The 16,284-nt window shown below is 75.2% G+C and carries 12 protein-coding genes; 7 read left to right on the forward strand and 5 right to left on the reverse strand.

Annotated elements, in window-relative coordinates:
• Position 1 precedes the first annotated feature (1 nt).
• The 4 genes from mycP to VIW71_RS21740 all read right to left on the reverse strand — a co-directional run bounded on the left by mycP (position 2) and on the right by VIW71_RS21740 (position 4,432).
• Entirely contained in the window at positions 2-1,270 is a 1,269-nt protein-coding gene (gene mycP / locus VIW71_RS21725; protein ID WP_331624142.1) for a type VII secretion-associated serine protease mycosin, read from the reverse strand.
• Positions 1,270-2,016: a hypothetical protein gene (locus VIW71_RS21730; protein WP_331624143.1), complete on the reverse strand. Its 747-nt coding sequence runs from the start codon at positions 2,014-2,016 to the stop codon at positions 1,270-1,272. Before VIW71_RS21730 ends, mycP begins: the two co-directional genes overlap by 1 nt.
• Before the next feature lie 595 nt (positions 2,017-2,611).
• On the reverse strand, positions 2,612-3,559 hold the full coding sequence (locus VIW71_RS21735) for a DUF2510 domain-containing protein (protein ID WP_331624144.1): 948 nt from the start codon (positions 3,557-3,559) through the stop codon (positions 2,612-2,614).
• 144 nt (positions 3,560-3,703) lie between these two features.
• The gene (locus VIW71_RS21740; RefSeq protein WP_331624145.1) at positions 3,704-4,432 is read right to left on the reverse strand and encodes a helical backbone metal receptor; all 729 of its coding nucleotides are present in this window, start codon (positions 4,430-4,432) and stop codon (positions 3,704-3,706) included.
• Positions 4,433-4,581: 149 nt separating this feature from the next.
• On the opposite strand from VIW71_RS21740, the gene VIW71_RS21745 reads away from it, so the two are divergent.
• The 3 genes from VIW71_RS21745 to VIW71_RS21755 all read left to right on the forward strand — a co-directional run bounded on the left by VIW71_RS21745 (position 4,582) and on the right by VIW71_RS21755 (position 8,257).
• On the forward strand, positions 4,582-5,481 hold the full coding sequence (locus VIW71_RS21745) for a 5'-3' exonuclease (RefSeq protein WP_331624154.1): 900 nt from the start codon (positions 4,582-4,584) through the stop codon (positions 5,479-5,481).
• Positions 5,482-5,700: 219 nt separating this feature from the next.
• Positions 5,701-6,480 carry an alpha/beta fold hydrolase gene (locus VIW71_RS21750; protein ID WP_331624146.1) on the forward strand — a complete coding sequence of 260 codons (780 nt, stop codon included), beginning with the start codon at positions 5,701-5,703 and terminating at the stop codon, positions 6,478-6,480.
• 244 nt (positions 6,481-6,724) lie between these two features.
• Entirely contained in the window at positions 6,725-8,257 is a 1,533-nt protein-coding gene (locus VIW71_RS21755; protein ID WP_331624147.1) for an amino acid permease, read from the forward strand.
• 36 nt (positions 8,258-8,293) lie between these two features.
• Here the strand turns inward: VIW71_RS21755 and VIW71_RS21760 are convergent, their stop codons facing one another.
• On the reverse strand, positions 8,294-8,950 hold the full coding sequence (locus VIW71_RS21760) for a TetR/AcrR family transcriptional regulator (RefSeq protein WP_331624148.1): 657 nt from the start codon (positions 8,948-8,950) through the stop codon (positions 8,294-8,296).
• Between the two features lie 188 nt (positions 8,951-9,138).
• Between VIW71_RS21760 and VIW71_RS21765 the strand changes: the two genes are divergently transcribed.
• From VIW71_RS21765 to VIW71_RS21780, 4 genes are all read left to right on the forward strand, one after another.
• On the forward strand, positions 9,139-9,948 hold the full coding sequence (locus VIW71_RS21765) for an urea amidolyase associated protein UAAP1 (protein ID WP_331624149.1): 810 nt from the start codon (positions 9,139-9,141) through the stop codon (positions 9,946-9,948).
• Complete coding sequence (locus VIW71_RS21770) at positions 9,945-10,610, forward strand: urea amidolyase associated protein UAAP2 (RefSeq protein WP_331624150.1); 666 nt, start codon at positions 9,945-9,947, stop codon at positions 10,608-10,610. The genes VIW71_RS21765 and VIW71_RS21770 overlap by 4 nt, the downstream gene beginning before the upstream one ends.
• Entirely contained in the window at positions 10,607-14,170 is a 3,564-nt protein-coding gene (gene uca, locus VIW71_RS21775; protein WP_331624151.1) for an urea carboxylase, read from the forward strand. The genes VIW71_RS21770 and uca overlap by 4 nt, the downstream gene beginning before the upstream one ends.
• Before the next feature lie 139 nt (positions 14,171-14,309).
• Positions 14,310-15,950, forward strand: a complete 1,641-nt coding sequence (locus VIW71_RS21780; RefSeq protein ID WP_331624152.1) for an allophanate hydrolase — start codon at positions 14,310-14,312, stop codon at positions 15,948-15,950.
• The last annotated feature ends 334 nt before the right edge of the window (positions 15,951-16,284 follow it).

Raw genomic sequence — 16,284 nt, forward strand, 5'->3', positions numbered from 1 at the left:
CCTATCCGCCCCGCGCCGCCGTCCGGCGCCGGGCCTCGTCGTACCCGCCCGCCGGGCGGCGCGGCCGGAACCAGAGCAGCGCGGCGGTCGCGACCAGGGCGGTGCCCACGGCGGCGAAGGCGGTGGTGACGCCGTCCACGAGAACCTCGACGGAGTCGGCGGGTTCCGGTGCGGGGGTCGGGCCCGGGGCGAAGTAGCGCTGCGGGTAGGCGGCGGGGACCAGGACCGCGGGGGCGGGTGTGAGACGCCTCGCGGCGGCCAGGGCCGCCGCCGGGTCGATCAGGCCGGTGCCGAGCGCGTCGCTGCGACCGCCCTTGGGCCTGTGGCGCGTGGTGTCCTGGAGCACCCGCTTGACTTGGGCGGGACTGAGCCGGGGATACGCCGAGCGGATCAGGGCGGCGGCGCCCGAGACGTAGGCGGAGGCCGAGCTCGTGCCCCACCCCTGGTAGTACGTGCGGTCGGGGTCGGCGATCACCACGTCCACGCCGGGCGCGGAGACCGAGGCGTACCAGCGGCGGGTGGAGAAGGCGGCGTGCACGCCGTGGCGGTCGACCGCGGCGACCGCGATCACACCGGGATAGGCGGCCGGGTAGGAGGAGCGGTCCGCCTCCTCGCCGCCGTTGCCCGCGGACGCGACGACCACGACGCCCTTGCGCAGCGCGTACTGGATCGCCTCCGCCTCGGCGGCGACCGGCGCGGCGGCGGCGCTGTCGTCACCGAGCGAGAGGTTGATGACGTCGGCGCCGTGGTCGACGGCCCACCGGATGCCGGCCGGCAGCGCGCCGCCCCGGCTCTTCCTGGCCTTCTGCCGCTGCGGGTCCTTGTCCTCCAGGATCACCCGGACCGGCAGGATACGGGCCCTCGGGGCGAGCCCGAGCACGCCCGAGCCGCCCCCGGGGCCGTGCCCGTGCCCGGCGATGATCGCCGCCATCCCGGTGCCGTGCCGGGCCCACGCGCGCTGGCCGGGCTTCGCGCCGAACCCGATCTCGTCCCTGCCCGGCAGCACCTGCCCGGTCAGGTCGGGGTGGGTGCCGTCCACGCCGGTGTCGAGTACGGCGACGGTGGCGCCCTCGCCCTCGGTGGTCCGCCAGGCGCGTTGCGCGTGCAGGGCGTCCAGCGCCCAGTCGGCCTGCCGTATGGCGTCGGCGGCGGCGGGCGGGGCGCCGAGCAGGAGGGACGTGAGGACGGCGACGAACGCCAGGCAGGCGCCGGCGGCGGTGAGCGCGGTGCGCGGGCGGCCCGCGGCGCCGCCGCGGAGAGTACGCGGCATCAGTCCTTCTCGGGGCCGGTCGTGGTCGGGTGCAGGAGGGCGCCGACGATGGTGTGCAGCCGGTCGTCCACGGCGGAGGCGACGCCGGTCGCGTCGAAGCCGAGGCCCGCCTGCGCCGGGATGGTGGTGGCCCTGTCGGCGGTGGCCCTGGCCGCCGGCTGCGGGCCCCGGACGCCGCGGCCGTCGGCGAAGCCGCTCACCGCGTAGACGACGAAGGGCAGGTCGGCGGAGACCTGTATGTCCCAGCTGCCGCGCTGGCGGTCGCCGAAGGCGGCGGCGGGCGTGCCGGGGAAGGGGACGGCCCTGGGTATGAGGTCGGCCCGGTCGCCGAGGTGCTCGGTGGACCACCGCTGGTTCAGGGCGCCCATCGCGGTGGCCTCCCCCGCGGTGACCAGCACTCCCACCGTCGTGACCGTCGTCGAGGTGCTGTCCACGTACGTCGCCCGCAGCAGTTTCACGCAGCCGGCGGGCGCCAGCACCCGTTCCAGCAGCGGGTCGAACGCCCCCGCGCAGCCCGCGGGCCGCGCGACCCCCACCCGCGTCCAGGTCCGGTCCGCCCCGCCGGGCCCGGCCCCCGGTTCGGCGATCACGGGCGGGAAGAGCCGGTCCACGGGGGCGTTCCGCCACACCTCGCGCGCCTTCGCGAACGCCTCGACGCTCCCGTCCACCACCGGCTGCTCCGCCCGCGGCCCGTGGCTGAGCACGGCTCCCGCGACGGCTCCCCCGATCAGCCCGAGCCCCAGCACCAGGCAGGCGGCAGCGGCGATCCGCGCCCCGGGGGTCCGCCGTACGGGCGCGGGCGCCGGGTACGGAAGGGGAGGCGCGGGCAGCGGTGGACCTGTCGGCGGCGGGGACGCGGGAGCCGGCCGGACCGCCCCCGCAGGCAGCGCGACCGGCGGCACGGCGGGAACAGCGGTCTGCCTCGGGACAGCCGGCGCGGGTACGGCCGGCGCGGGTGGCACGGCCGGCGCGGGCGCCTGTGCGGGCAGGGGTGGCGGGGTGGGGCGCGGCGGTGCGGGCGGCGGGTCCCCGTCGTCCCCCGGGGACGACGGGGGCGTCTGCGCCCGTGCGGGCGCGGCGCTCGCGCGGCGGGCGGGTGAGGGAGCCGGTGGGTTCTGTCCGTTGTCCAGTCCGGTACTCACCCGGCGCCCCCTCGTACCCGTACCTGCGTGGCCTGCCCGTCACTCTAAGGGGTTGCCGGGGCCTACGGTTCCGATGGGGCGAGGTCGGCCGCCCGCCGCTCGGGCGGAGTCGTGGGCCTGTCGCGTGGTCCGCGGCGTCCGGCGGGCTGCCCGCATGTCCGATCGCGCCGCCGCCCGCGCACCGGTCGACGCCGCTCGCTCAGACCCCGGTTCCGGCGGGCGCGCCGCTGGTGTCCGCCTTGATTCCCCGGGTGATCTGGTCCATCACGTCCACGCCGGGCGCCTCGCGGCCGATGTCGAAACCGAAGCGGACCACGACCAGCTTGCCGCTGTCGGACGGCGACGGGAACACCAGCGACTCGACGTACCCGTCGACCCCGGACCTCGTGGTGATCTTCCACCGCACCAGGTGCCCCCGCTGCCCGGCGACGGTGACCGAGGTGGACAGCACCTGCTGGTGGGAGGTGGTGTCGCCGTAGGTCTCGGCGCCGTAGGCTTCGGCGGCGTTCGGCGCGATGTCCGCCTTGGCCGCGGCCTCCGGCGTGGTGGCGGTGATCCTCAGCGCGGCGGCGGGCTGGGCGAACGCCCCGCCGCGTACGCAGTCCTGGGACGTGTCCAGGGGGCACGGGTAGCCGCCGGTCACCACACTCGCGCCGATGCCGTTCCGGCCCGAGGCGCCCACCCAGCCGGGGAGCACCGGCAGGCTGATGCCGTCGTACGCGTCGACCGCGGGGCCGCCGGGCATCCGCGGCGAGCGGGGAACGCCGGGCGCGCCGGGGCCGCTCGGCGAGGGCGAGGGCAGCGGCCGCTGGCGGGTGACGGTCGGGGCGGGGGGCCTGTCCGCGGTCGCCCGGTCGTCGCCGCTGTCCGCGCCGAGGACGACGACGCCCGCGACGACACCGCCGATCACGACGAGGGCGGCCACGACGGCGGTGATCACGGCGGCGGGACGGCGACCGCCGCCGCCCGGCGAGGCGATGACGTCACCGGACGGATAGCCGGGATAGGGCTGCGGCGCGGCGCTGGGAACCGGGGCGGTCCGGGTGTACTCGGTCCACGCGGTCCCGTCCCACCAGCGTTCCATGGCCGGGCCGTTGCCTGTGTGACCCGGTTCTGGATACCAGCCGGGCGGGGTCGTCGTCGTCACGGCGGTCACCTTATGGCCCGAGCATGAGAATCCCGTAAGGACGGGGATCATCACCGTATGACAAGCGGACAATTCCCCCGGCGCTGGCGCGGCAACGGGCCGCGCGCCCGGCCGCGTGGCGCCCGTGCTCCGGCCGGACGGCAGTCAGCCCAGCGCCGCCGCGAGGACCGCGGGCGCCTCGGTCAGCGAGGGGCCGTACCAGGTCAGGTGCCGGCCGCTGACCAGGGCGGCGGGCAGGCCGGGGAAGGCCTCGGGGCCGTCGTCGACGGTGAAGCGGTAGGGCTCGTCGGGCAGCACCACCAGGTCGGCCGGTCGCAGTTCGGCGAGCTGCACGCGGGGGTAGCGCTCGGGGTGGTCGGCGTACACCTGGTCGACACCGAGGCGGGCGAGCAGGTCGCCGGCGAAGGTGTCCCGGCCCAGCACCATCCAGGGGCGGCGCCAGATCGGGACGACGGCCCGGCGGCGCCCGGGGGCCGGGCGGCGCGCCAGGTCCCGCCAGGCGGACTCGGCCGCGTCCAGCCAGTCGGGCCTGGCCAGCCCGCAGCCGTCCACCAGCACCCGCTCCAGCTCCTGGAACGCCTGCGGCAGCGACCGGACTTCGGTGACCAGGACCCGCAGGCCCGCCGCCCGCAGCGCGTCCAGGTCGGCGGCGCGGTTCTCCTCCTCGTTGGCGATCACCAGGTCCGGGGCGAGGGCGACGATCGCGGGCAGGTCCGGGTTCTTGGTGCCGCGGACCCGGACCACGTCCAGGCCGGCCGGACGGGTGCACCAGTCGGTGGCGCCGGCCAGAAGGCCGGGCGCGGTCTCGGCGACCGCCTCGGTGAGGGAGGGCACGAGCGAGACGACGCGGCGGGCGCGCGGCACGGAGGTCACCCGCCCCACGGTACGGCGGCCCCACCGGCGCGCCGAGCCCGGCGGGCACGGGGGTCCGGCCGGTACGACGAGCGCCGCCGGTACGGCCGTCTGTCGGCGGGGCGTGCCATGCTGGCGCCGTGACTGACCAGACGCCCGGCGGCAGGCTGCTGCTGCTCGACACCGCCAGCCTGTACTTCCGCGCCTACTTCGGGGTGCCCGAGTCGGTGAAGGCGCCCGACGGCACGCCGGTCAACGCGGTCAGGGGCCTGCTGGACTTCATCGCCCGGCTGGTCGCCGACCACTCCCCCACCGCGCTCGTCGCCTGCATGGACGCGGACTGGCGCCCGGCCTGGCGGGTGGACCTGATCCCGTCGTACAAGGCCCACCGCGTGGTGGCGGACACCGAGGGCGTCGAGGAGGTGCCGGACACCCTCTCCCCGCAGGTCCCGGTCATCGAGGCGGTGCTGGACGCGATCGGCGTCACCCGGATCGGCGTGCCCGGCTACGAGGCCGACGACGTGATCGGCACCCTGGCCACCGCCTCCCCCACGCCGGTCGCGATCGTCACCGGCGACCGCGACCTGTTCCAACTGGTCGACGACGCCCGGGGGGTGCGGGTGCTGTACCCGCGCAAGGGCGTCGGCGACTGCGACGTGATCGACGAGGAGGCGATCCTCGTGCGGTACGGGGTGCGCGCCGGGCAGTACGCGGACTTCGCGGCGCTGCGCGGCGACCCGAGCGACGGGCTGCCCGGGGTGAAGGGCATCGGCGAGAAGACCGCCGCCGAGCTCGTCACGCGCTACGGGGACCTGGCCGGGGTGCGGGCCGCCGCAGCCGAACCCTTCTCCGGGCTGACCCCCGCCCGCCGCCGTAACATCACCGCCGCCTCCGCCTACCTGGATGTCGCCCCGAAGGTGGTCCGGGTCGCCACCGACGTGCCGCTGCCGGACTTCGACGTTTCACTGCCGGCCGAGCCCTCGGACCCCGAGGTACTGGAGGAACTGGCCGCGCGCTGGGGCCTCGGGGGCTCGCTCACCCGCCTGCTGGAGGCCCTGGCGAAATCCTGACCGCCACCCGCCCCGCGGAAAGCCACGTTCCCCGGCCGGCCACCACACGATCTCGTGCGTCAGCCCTCGGCGATTCCGCCGGCGGTTACTCCCCACGGCGCTCCTCCCCCGATCGGACGCGCGGCGGGCGGCGGCCCGCCACACTGGACGGCGGTACGGGCGGCGGCGGCGCGGACACGCGAGCGCGGAGACACGCGGACACGGAGGGGAACGGTCATCATGAGCAAGGTCATCTCGAAGGACGGGACGCCCATCGCCTACGACCGGTGGGGCTCGGGTCCCGCGCTGGTCCTGGTGGACGGCGCGATGGGGCACCGGGCGTTCGGCTCGATGCCGGCCCTCGCGAAGCTGCTGGCCGACGAGTTCACGGTCTACGCGTACGACCGTCGCGGCCGCGGCGAGAGCGGCGACACCGCACCGTACGCCGTCGCCCGGGAAGTGGAGGACCTCGGTGCGTTGATCGAGGAGGCGGGCGGTTCGGCGTACGTCTACGGCATCTCGTCGGGCGGGGCGCTCACCCTGGAGGCGGCGGCCGGCGGACTTCCCATCGCCAGGATGGCGCTGTACGAGCCGCCCTACACCGCGGCCCGCTTCGGGCCGGAGCGCAAGAAAGAGTACACCGAGCGCCTGGAGTCGCTGATCACGGCGGGGCGGAACGGCGACGCGGTGGCGTACTTCCTGAACTTCGTCGGCAATCCGCCCGAGGCGGTGGACGGGATGCGGCACTCCCCGGTGTGGCCGATGTTCGAGGCGGTCGCGCCCACCCTGGCGTACGACAACGCGGTGCTCGGCGAGGCGGTGGTGCCGGTCGCACTCGCCGCCCGGGTGACCGTGCCGGCTCTGGTCGTGGACGGCGGCGCGAGCCCGGACGCGATGCGCAGTGCCTGCGGCGCGATCGCGGAGGCACTGCCGGCCGCCCGGTACCGCACACTCGCCGGCGAGACCCACCAGGTCTCACCGACGGCGCTGGCGCCGGTGCTCAGGGAGTTCTTCCGGTAGGGCGACGGAGCCGGGCGTCCCGGCCGCCGGTCCGGCGGCCACACCGCGCCGCGCGGTGCCACGCCGCCCCCCTTCCCGAAAGCGCCCGGAAGCCCGTCCGGGGCGCGCGTCCGGACCCCCCTGAGCCGCCCGCCGGGCATCGTGAGGAATTGGGCCCGCACCCGACATGGACGTGTCATCGCGGTGAAACACCGGATCCCTAATTTCTGTCGCCCGACAGGAATTAGGACAGGGGGCACGGCCCATGACCGCCACCGCACCGTCCGGCGTCCGCGCGGAACCGCCGGACGACCGCCAGGACGCCGCCTCACTCGCGGGCTTCGGCTACCGCCAGGAGCTCCACCGCAGCCTCGGCCGCTACGCGTCCTTCGCCGCCGGCTTCTCCTTCATCTCGGTGCTCACCACCGTCTTCCAGTTCTTCGCCTTCGGCTACTCCTTCGGCGGCACGCGCTTCTTCTGGACCTGGCCCGCCGTACTGGTCGGCCAGCTCATGGTCGCCGCCTGCTTCGCCGAACTCGCCGCGCGCTACCCGATCTCCGGCGCCGTCTACCAGTGGTCGAGCCGGCTCAGCAATGCCGTCTTCGGCTGGTACGCGGGCTGGATCATGGTCCTCGGGCAGATCGTGGTGGTGGCCGCGGCGGCCCTCGCCCTCCAGGTCGTACTGCCCGCGGTGTGGTCCGGCTTCCAGTTGATCGGTACGGACACGTCACCGGTCTCGTCGGACGGCGCGGCGAACGCGGCGGTGCTGGGCATCGCGCTGCTCGTGCTGACCACCGTGGTCAACCTGCTCGACAACAAGGTGATGTCGGTGGTGAACCGGGTCGGCGTGACCGCGGAGATCGTCGGCGCCGTCCTCATCGTCGTGCTTCTCCTCACGCACGCGGACCGGGCGCCCTCGGTCACCGTGCACGGCGGGGGCGGGGCGACGGCGCTGTTCGTCGGCTCCTTCGCCGCGGCCTACGTCATGATCGGGTTCGACAGCGCGGGCGAGATGAGCGAGGAGACCCGCCACCCGCGGCGCGTCGCACCCCGTACCATCCTGTCGGCCCTTGCCGCGGCCGGGGTCCTGGCCTCCCTGCTGGTGCTCGCGGCGCTGCTGGCCGCGCCCAGCCTCACCGACGGACGGCTCGGCACGGAGGGGCTGTCGTACGTGCTCACCAGCCGGCTCGGTGACGGGCTCGGCAAGGTGCTGCTGTGCGACGTGGCCCTCGCGGTCGCCGTGGCCACGCTCGCCATCCAGACGTCCGCGACCCGCATGCTGTTCTCGATGGCACGGGACCGGGCGCTGCCGTTCTCCCCGGTGCTCGCCCGGGTCTCCCCGCGCACCGGCCAGCCGCCCGCCCCGACCCTGGTCGTCGGCGCCCTGTCCGCCGCGCTGCTGCTGCTCAGCTTCGCGTCCCCCGAGGCGTGGCTCGCCATCGGCACCACCTGCATCGTCATGCTCTACCTCGCCTACGCGATGGTCACCGGCCCGCAGCTGCTGCGCCGCTTCCGCGCCCCCCTCCCCGCCGGCACCGACGAACTGGGCAAGCCCCTGTTCTCCCTGGGCCGCTGGGGCATCCCCGTCAACGTCCTCGCCCTCCTCTACGGCCTCGCCATGACCGTCAACCTCGCCTGGCCCCGAGCGGCGGTCTACGACCCCTCGGGCGGCCACTGGTACTTCCAGTGGTTCTGCCTGCTGTTCCTGGGTGCCGCCCTCGCTCTCGGCGCCACCTGGCGCGCCACCCGCCCCCGCCCCACTCCGGCCCCCTCAGTCGCCCCTGAGCCCGCGGCCTAGGCGGAGTCCTGCGCCCTCCTCCGCGGCGCGCGGCCGTCAGCCCTCGCGGGCCGCGGGGAGGTGGTCGTCGGGGACGCCGGCGAGGCGGAGGGCGGCGTCGGCCGCGGCGGCGGCGAGGGCGGGGACGGGGCGCGCCGGGGAAGTGCGGTGGACCAGGATGAGGCCCTCGACGAGGGCGAAGAGGAGGTCGCCGCGCAGCGCGAGGGCGGGCGGGGGGAGGGCGGCGCAGGGCGCGGTGGCGGCGAGCAGATCCGTGTAGGCGGACTTCAGCGCGGCGCGGGCCTGATGGAAACCGGCGAAGCGGGGGGAGGCGACCTCGGGCAGGAGGTAGAGGGCGCCGAGGTTGTGCGGGCCGGCGCAGAGGAGTTCGGCGTCGGAGCGGCACAGCTCCCACAGCCGGGCCTCGGCGGGCCGGGTCCCGTCCGCGAGGAGCCGGCGCGCCAGGGTGAGGGACGGGGTGACCGTCCCTTCCAGGAGTTCGGCGAGCAGGTCCTCCTTGCCGCCCACGTAGTGGTACATCGAGGCCTGCCGCATGCCGGCCCGCTCGGCGAGCGCCCTGGTCGTGGTCGCGGTGTACCCGTGGGTCGTGAAGAGCTCGGCCGCCGCCGCCAGCAGCTCCTCCCGCGCGCTCAGCCCGCTCTCCGGCCGCTGCTGGGCCCGCGGCCGTCCGACCCGTTTTCCGTTCACGCTCACACGTTGATCGTCGCACAGGCCGCACGACGCCCCGTACGACCACCCGCCACGCACTCCGTGAGCACCCCGCGCGCCCCGTGAGTACCCGGTAACCACCCTGCAACGCCCGGGCAACCGCCCGGAATCCACTCGTGCGTAATTTCTGTCGAGCGACAGAAATTAAACCGCCGAGACGGAGGTGCAGCACCGTGGCGACTGGGACGACGTACGGCGCCCGCGACCATGCCCGCGCCCAGGAAGGCGACGCCTCGGCACGCGGCGTCGCCGCGATGCCGCTGGTCCCCGCACCCGAGGGGCTGGTGTGGGCCGAGACCGTGGCCGGCGGCAGCTACACCCACAAGGTGCTGGCCCGCGGCACCGAGCTGCGGCTCGCCGACCCGACCGGCAACGCCTGCGCGCACCTGCTGCTCTACGCGGCGGACCGCCCCTGGGAGCGGCTGAACACCGCCGACACCGTCAAGGTCCAGTGGCAGGCGTACCTCGGCGCGGGTCACCTGCTCCTGTCCGACCAGGGTCGTGTCCTCGCCTCCCTGGTCGCCGACACCAGTGGCCGCCACGACACGCTGTGCGGTACCTCCACGGCGGTACGCAACCACGAGCGCTACGGCGACGGTTCACCGCAGGGGCCCTCCCCGGCCGGCCGCGAACTGTTCAAACTGGCCGCCGCCAAGAACGGTCTCGAACCCCGCGACCTGCCCCCCTCGATCTCCTTCTTCCAGGGCCTGCGCGCCGAGCCCGACGGCACGCTGGAGTTCGTCGGCTCCGCGGGCCCCGGCACCGCGGTGACGCTGCGCGCCGAGCAGCCGCTGACCGTCCTGCTGGCGAACGTCCCGCACCCGCTCGACCCGCGCCCCGCGTACACCTGCGGCCCGCTGGAGGTGACGGCCCGGCGCGGTACGCCCACCGCGCCGGGCGACCCGCTGTGGGACGCCACTCCGGAAGGCCGCCGTGCCTTCCTCAACACCGCCGAGCACCTGACCGCCAGGGGGATCGCGTGAAGAACAGCGGAACCGGCACGGCCGCCACCACCGATGTCCCCGCCCGCGCCCCCTGGTCCGCCGTCGTCCCGGCCGGCGGCCACCTCACCATCACCGACCTGCGCGGCAACCAGGCCGTCGACTTCCTCGTCTACGACGCCCACGACACCGCCGTCCGCTACAGCGCCCCGGACACCCTCCAGGCCCAGGGCAACCTCTTCCTCACCACCGGCAGCGTGCTGCTGTCCAACGAGCACACCCCGCTGATGACCGTCGTCGCCGACACCTGCGGCCGGCACGACACGATCGGCGGCGCCTGCTCCAAGGAGTCCAACACCCTGCGCTACGGCCACCACACCTGGTCGCAGCACGCCTGCGTGGACAACTTCCTCGCCGAGGGCGCCCGTTACGGACTCGGCAAGCGCGACCTGGTGAGCAACATCAACTGGTACATGAACGTGCCGGTGGAGCAGGACGGCACCCTCGGCATCGTCGACGGCATCTCCGCGCCCGGCCTGGAGGTGGTGCTGCGCGCCGAGACCGACGTCCTCGTCCTGGTCTCCAACTGCCCGCAGATCAACAACCCCTGCAACGGCTTCGACCCGACGCCGGTCCGGATGACGGTCACCGTGCCGGGCGGGCCGGACGCCGCGGACCAGACCGGCGAGGCGGCCCGCGGATGACCTTCGACACCCTCCTCGTCGCCAACCGCGGCGAGATCGCCGCCCGCATCATCCGTACCGCCCGGCGCGTCGGCCTGCGCACGGTCGCGGTCTTCTCCGACCCCGACCGTGCCGCGGCGCACGTCCAGCTCGCCGACACCGCCGTACGGCTGGGCCCGGCGCCCGCGAAGTCCAGCTATCTGGACGTGGACGCCGTGCTTGCGGCGGCCCGCGAGACGGGCGCCGGCGCGGTGCACCCGGGGTACGGATTCCTCTCCGAGGACGCCGACTTCGCCCGCCGCTGCGAGGCCGCGGGCCTGGCGTTCGTCGGACCGGCCCCGCACCACCTGGAACTCTTCGGCGCCAAGCACACCGCCCGGGCCGCCGCCGAGGCGGCCGGCGTGCCGCTGCTGCCCGGCACCGGGCTGGTGCCGGACGTCGAGGCGGCGCTCAAGGCTGCGGACGACCTCGGGTATCCCGTGATGCTGAAGGCCACCGGCGGCGGTGGCGGCATCGGCATGCGGGCCTGCCACTCGCCCGCCGACCTCGCCGACGCCTGGGAGCCGGTGCACCGGGCGGCCGCCGCCAGCTTCTCCTCGGCCGGGTCCCTCCTCGCCGAAGGCGGGCAAGGAGGGAGTGTGTTCCTGGAACGGCTCGTGGAGCGCGCCCGCCATGTGGAGGTGCAGGTCTTCGGCGACGGGAACGGCCGGGTGCTGACCCTCGGCGACCGTGACTGCTCGCTCCAGCGCCGCCACCAGAAGGTCGTCGAGGAGGCCCCGGCGCCAGGGCTGCCGGAGGCGGTACGGACCCGGCTGGCCGGCAGTGCCCGCGCGCTGTGCGCCTCGGTCGGCTACCGCTCGGCCGGGACCGTGGAGTTCGTGTACGACGCGGCGCGCGGGGAAGCGTACTTCCTGGAGGTCAACACCCGGCTCCAGGTGGAGCACCCGGTGACCGAGGAGATCTACGGCGTCGACCTCGTGGAGTGGATGCTGCGGCTCGCCCAGGACGGACCCGGCTTCCTCGACACACCGGTCACCTTGTCGACAAAACGAGTCGGACACGCCGTAGAAGCCCGGATTTACGCCGAAGATCCCGTCCGCGGGCACCGGCCCAGCGCCGGCACGCTCACCCGGGTCGCCTTCCCGCCCGGCGTCCGGGTCGACGCGTGGGTCGAGACCGGCACCGAGGTCACCACCTCGTACGACCCGATGCTCGCGAAGGTCATCGCGCACGGCGCCGACCGGGCCGAGGCGCTGTCCCGGCTCGCCAAGGCGCTGGCCGGGACCCGGATCGACGGCATCGAGACCAACCTCGGGCTGCTGCGCGCCGCCGTCGCCGACCCGGCGCTGCACTCCGCCACCCACCACACCGCCACCCTGGACGGCGTCACCGACCCCTCACGCCGGATCGACGTGGTCCGTCCGGGCACCCTCACCACCGTGCAGGACTGGCCGGGCCGTACCGGGCTGTGGCACGTCGGCGTCCCGCCGTGCGGCCCGATGGACGACCTGTCGTTCCGGCTGGGCAACCAGGCGATCGGCAACGGCGAGGGGGCCCCCGGCCTCGAATGCACCCTCCAGGGACCGGCGTTGCGCTTCAGCCACCCGACCACGGTGTGCGTCACGGGCGCGCCCGCGCCGGTCACCGTGGACGGGCGCGCGGTGCCGCAGTGGGAGCCGGTGACCGTGCCGGCCGGGGGGCTGCTGGACATCGGCGCGCCGGAGGCGGCGGGCCTGCGGACGTACCTCCTGGTCGCGGGCGGTTTCGACGTGCCCCGCTACCTGGGCAGCGCGGCCACCTTCACCCTCGGCCGGTTCGGCGGCCACGGCGGGCGGGCGCTGCACGCCGGTGACGTGCTGCACGGCGGGGCCACGGCCTCCGGTACGCCGGTCCCCGCCGGCCGGCGGCCCGCGATCGGCACCGAGTGGGCGATCGGAGTGGTCGAAGGACCGCACGCGGCACCGGAGTTCTTCACCGAGGAGGACATCCGGGACTTCTACGCCGCCGCGTGGAACGTCCACTTCAACTCGGCCCGCACCGGCGTCCGGCTGGTCGGCCCCAAACCGCGCTGGGCCCGCACCGACGGCGGCGAGGCGGGCCTGCACCCCTCCAACATCCACGACACGCCGTACGCGGTCGGCGCCGTCGACTACACCGGCGACATGCCGGTCCTGCTCGGTCCGGACGGCCCCTCGCTCGGCGGTTTCGTCTGCCCGGCCACCGTGGTCACCCGGGAGCGCTGGAAGCTGGGCCAGCTCAGGCCCGGCGACACGGTACGGTTCGCGCCGGTCCGGGAGACCGCCGAGGACGACGCGGCCGGACCGCGGCCGGTCATCGCCGACGGGGGTGTCGTCGGCCGCGCCGAGGAGACTCCGACACGCCCGGCCGTGACGTACCGCCGCAGCGGCGACGACAACCTGCTCGTCGAGTACGGCCCCATGCAGTTGGACCTGAGCCTGCGGATGCGGGTGCACGCGCTCACCGAACACCTCGCCGCCCAGCGGCTGCCCGGCGTGGTGGACCTCACCCCGGGCATCCGCTCCCTCCAGGTCCACGTGGACCCGGACGTGCTGCCCACCGCCAAGCTGCTTTCCCTGGTACGGGAGGCCGAGGAGCGACTGCCGCCCACCGAGGAGCTGGTGGTGCCCAGCCGGACCGTCCACCTCCCCCTGTCCTGGGACGACCCGGCGACCCGGGAGGCGATCGCCCGCTACATGGCCGGCGTCCGCGACGACGCCCCCTGGTGCCCCTGGAACATCGAGTTCATCCGCCGCGTCAACGGCCTGGACTCCGTCGAGGACGTCCACCGCACGGTCTTCGACGCCGAATACCTCGTCCTCGGCCTCGGTGACGTGTACCTGGGCGCCCCCGTCGCGACCCCGCTCGACCCCCGGCACCGCCTCGTCACCACCAAGTACAACCCCGCCCGCACCTGGACCGCGGAGAACTCCGTGGGCATCGGCGGCGCGTACCTCTGCGTCTACGGCATGGAGGGACCCGGCGGCTACCAGTTCGTGGGCCGCACCGTCCAGGTCTGGTCCAGCCGCTCCCTCCGGCCCTGGCTGCTGCGCTTCTTCGACCGCATCAAGTGGTATCCGGTCTCCGCCGAGGAACTGCTCGACCTCCGCGCCGACATGGCCGTCGGCCGCCTCGAACTGCGCATGGAGGAGAGCCACTTCGCTCTCGCCGACCACCGCGCGTTCCTCACGGCCAACGCCGAGTCCATCGCCGGCTTCCGCCGGCGCCAGGCAGCCGCCTTCGCGGCGGAGCGCTCCGCCTGGGAAGCGGCCGGTGAATTCACCCGTTCCGACCCGGACCCCGCCCCTCCCCCCGCCCCCGCCGCGGTTTCCGTCCCCCCCGGCGGCTGCGCGGTCGAAGCGGAATTCGCCGCCAGCGTCTGGCAGATCGCCGTCCGTCCGGGCGACACGGTCACCCCGGGCCAGCCCCTCCTCACCCTCGAAGCGATGAAAATGGAAGCCCCGGTCCTGTCCCCGATCGCGGCCCGCGTCGACACGGTCCTGACGGCCCCGGGCGCCCAGGTCACCGCGGGCACACCGCTGCTGACGCTGGCTCCGCTGTGACCCGGGCGTCCACCAGGACGGGCCCGCCCGGCGATCGAGGGCAGGCGAGCGGAGGAGCGTGTACCGGAACGAGTCCGTCCTGCGATTGAGGACCAGCGTGCGCGGCAACGCGCGCACCACTTACGGGAGGCCGTACGACATGGAAAGCGCCCTCGCCCGGGTAAGGGCGGCGTACGAACGGATCGGCGCCACGCAAAGACCCGAAGCGTGGATCACATTGCGCCCGCAGGCAGACGTGGAGACCGAAGCCCGTGCCATCGACGCCCGAGGGGAAGAAGGGCACCCCCTCCCGCTCCGGGGGACCCTGCTCGCCGTGAAGGGGAACATCGACGTCGCCGGCCTGCCCACCACCGCGGGATGCCCTTCGTACGCCTACCAGCCGCAGGCCGACGCCCCCGCTGTCGCGGCCCTGCGCGCCGCGGGCGCCATCGTGCTGGGGACCACGAACATGGACCAGTTCGCAACCGGTCTGGTGGGGACCAGAAGCCCGTACGGGGCGGTGCGCAACGCCCTGGACCCGGATCGGGTGAGCGGCGGGTCCAGCGCGGGCTCGGCCGTCGCCGTGGCGCTGGGCATCGTGGACCTCGCGCTGGGGACGGACACCGCGGGATCCGGCCGGGTACCGGCCGCGTTCAACGGGATCGTCGGGGTGAAGCCCACCCGCGGGCGGGTCTCGACCCAAGGCGTCGTCCCGGCCTGCGCCAGCCTGGACTGCGTCACCGTCTTCGCCCGCGGCCTGCCCGAGGCGCGCTACGCCATGACCCTGCTGGCGGCCGGTCCCGGGCCGGCCCCGCGCCGCCCGGGCCCCTGGCGCGTCGCCGTCGCGCCCACCGACCAGCTCGGCGAGCTGGACCCCGGCTGGGCGGCGGCGTACGAGGCGGCGGCGGGCCGGCTGGCGCGCACCGGCGTGGAGCTGCGGACCCTGGACCTCACGCCCTTCTCCGAGGCCGCGACCCTGCTGTACGAGGGCGCGTTCGTCGCCGAGCGCTACACCGCGGTGGGTCGTTTCATCGACAAGCACCGGGACGCCCCGGACCTGGACCCGACCGTCGCCGGGATCATCACGGCCGCCCGCGACCTGCCCGCCCACCGCCTGCTGGCGGACCAGGAACGGCTGGCCGCACTCCGGGCCAGGGCGGAGTACGAACTCGGCGACGCCGACGCCCTGCTGCTGCCCACCGCGCCGGGCCACCCCAGCCTCGCCCAGGTGGCCGCCGACCCGGTCGGTGCGAACACCCGGCTGGGCCGGTTCACCAACTCCGCGAACCTGCTGGACCTGTGCGCGGTCGCGGTGCCCGGCGGCGAGGTCGACGGGCGGCCGTTCGGCGTGATGCTGCTCGGTCCCGCGCACAGCGACGACCGGATCGCGGAGATCGCCGCGCTGCTCCGGCCGCCGCTGCGGGTCGCCGTGGTGGGCGCCCATCTGACCGGCCAGCCGCTCAACCACCAACTCGTGTCCCTGGGCGCCCGGTTGGCGGCCACGACCACGACGGCTCCGGCGTACCGCCTCTACGCCCTGGACACCACGCCCCCCAAGCCGGGCCTGGTCCGGGTCGGAGCGGGCGGCGCCGCGATCGAGGCGGAGGTCTGGGAGCTGCCGCCGGCCGCGCTCGGCGCGTTCACCGCCGCGCTGCCCCGCCCGATGGCCCTGGGCAGCGTCGAACTCGCCGACGGCACCAGCGCCCCCGGCTTCCTGTGCGAACCCCGGGCCCTCGAAGGCGCCCGGGACATCACCCGGTACGGCGGCTGGCGCGGCTATCTCGCCGATGCTGCCCGGTGACGGCCGCCCCGCACTCCGCTCCGGCGACCTCCGGCACGACCTTGCCCGCCACCTGGCGGCCCCGCAGCGCCGCGGCGGAGTCGGCAGGTGGCGCCCCGCAGCGGCGCTGCGGCGCGTCCACCACACCGCACCGCCGGCCGCGCACGAACAGGCCTGCTCCGAGGGCGGGCTCACCGATCCGGCCTCCGTCCGCCGGCCCGCCCGCCGGACGTTTCGCTGCTCACGGAGGCCCGCCCGGACGGCGGCCGTGACGTGCCCGCCACCGCTCACCTCATGCTCGGCGCCTCCGAAGGCGACCTCGTACGCCTGCCGGCGCCGGACGGCAGCCCGCGGC

This window comes from Streptomyces sp., from assembly GCF_036524955.1.
Lineage (GTDB): Bacteria > Actinomycetota > Actinomycetes > Streptomycetales > Streptomycetaceae > Actinacidiphila.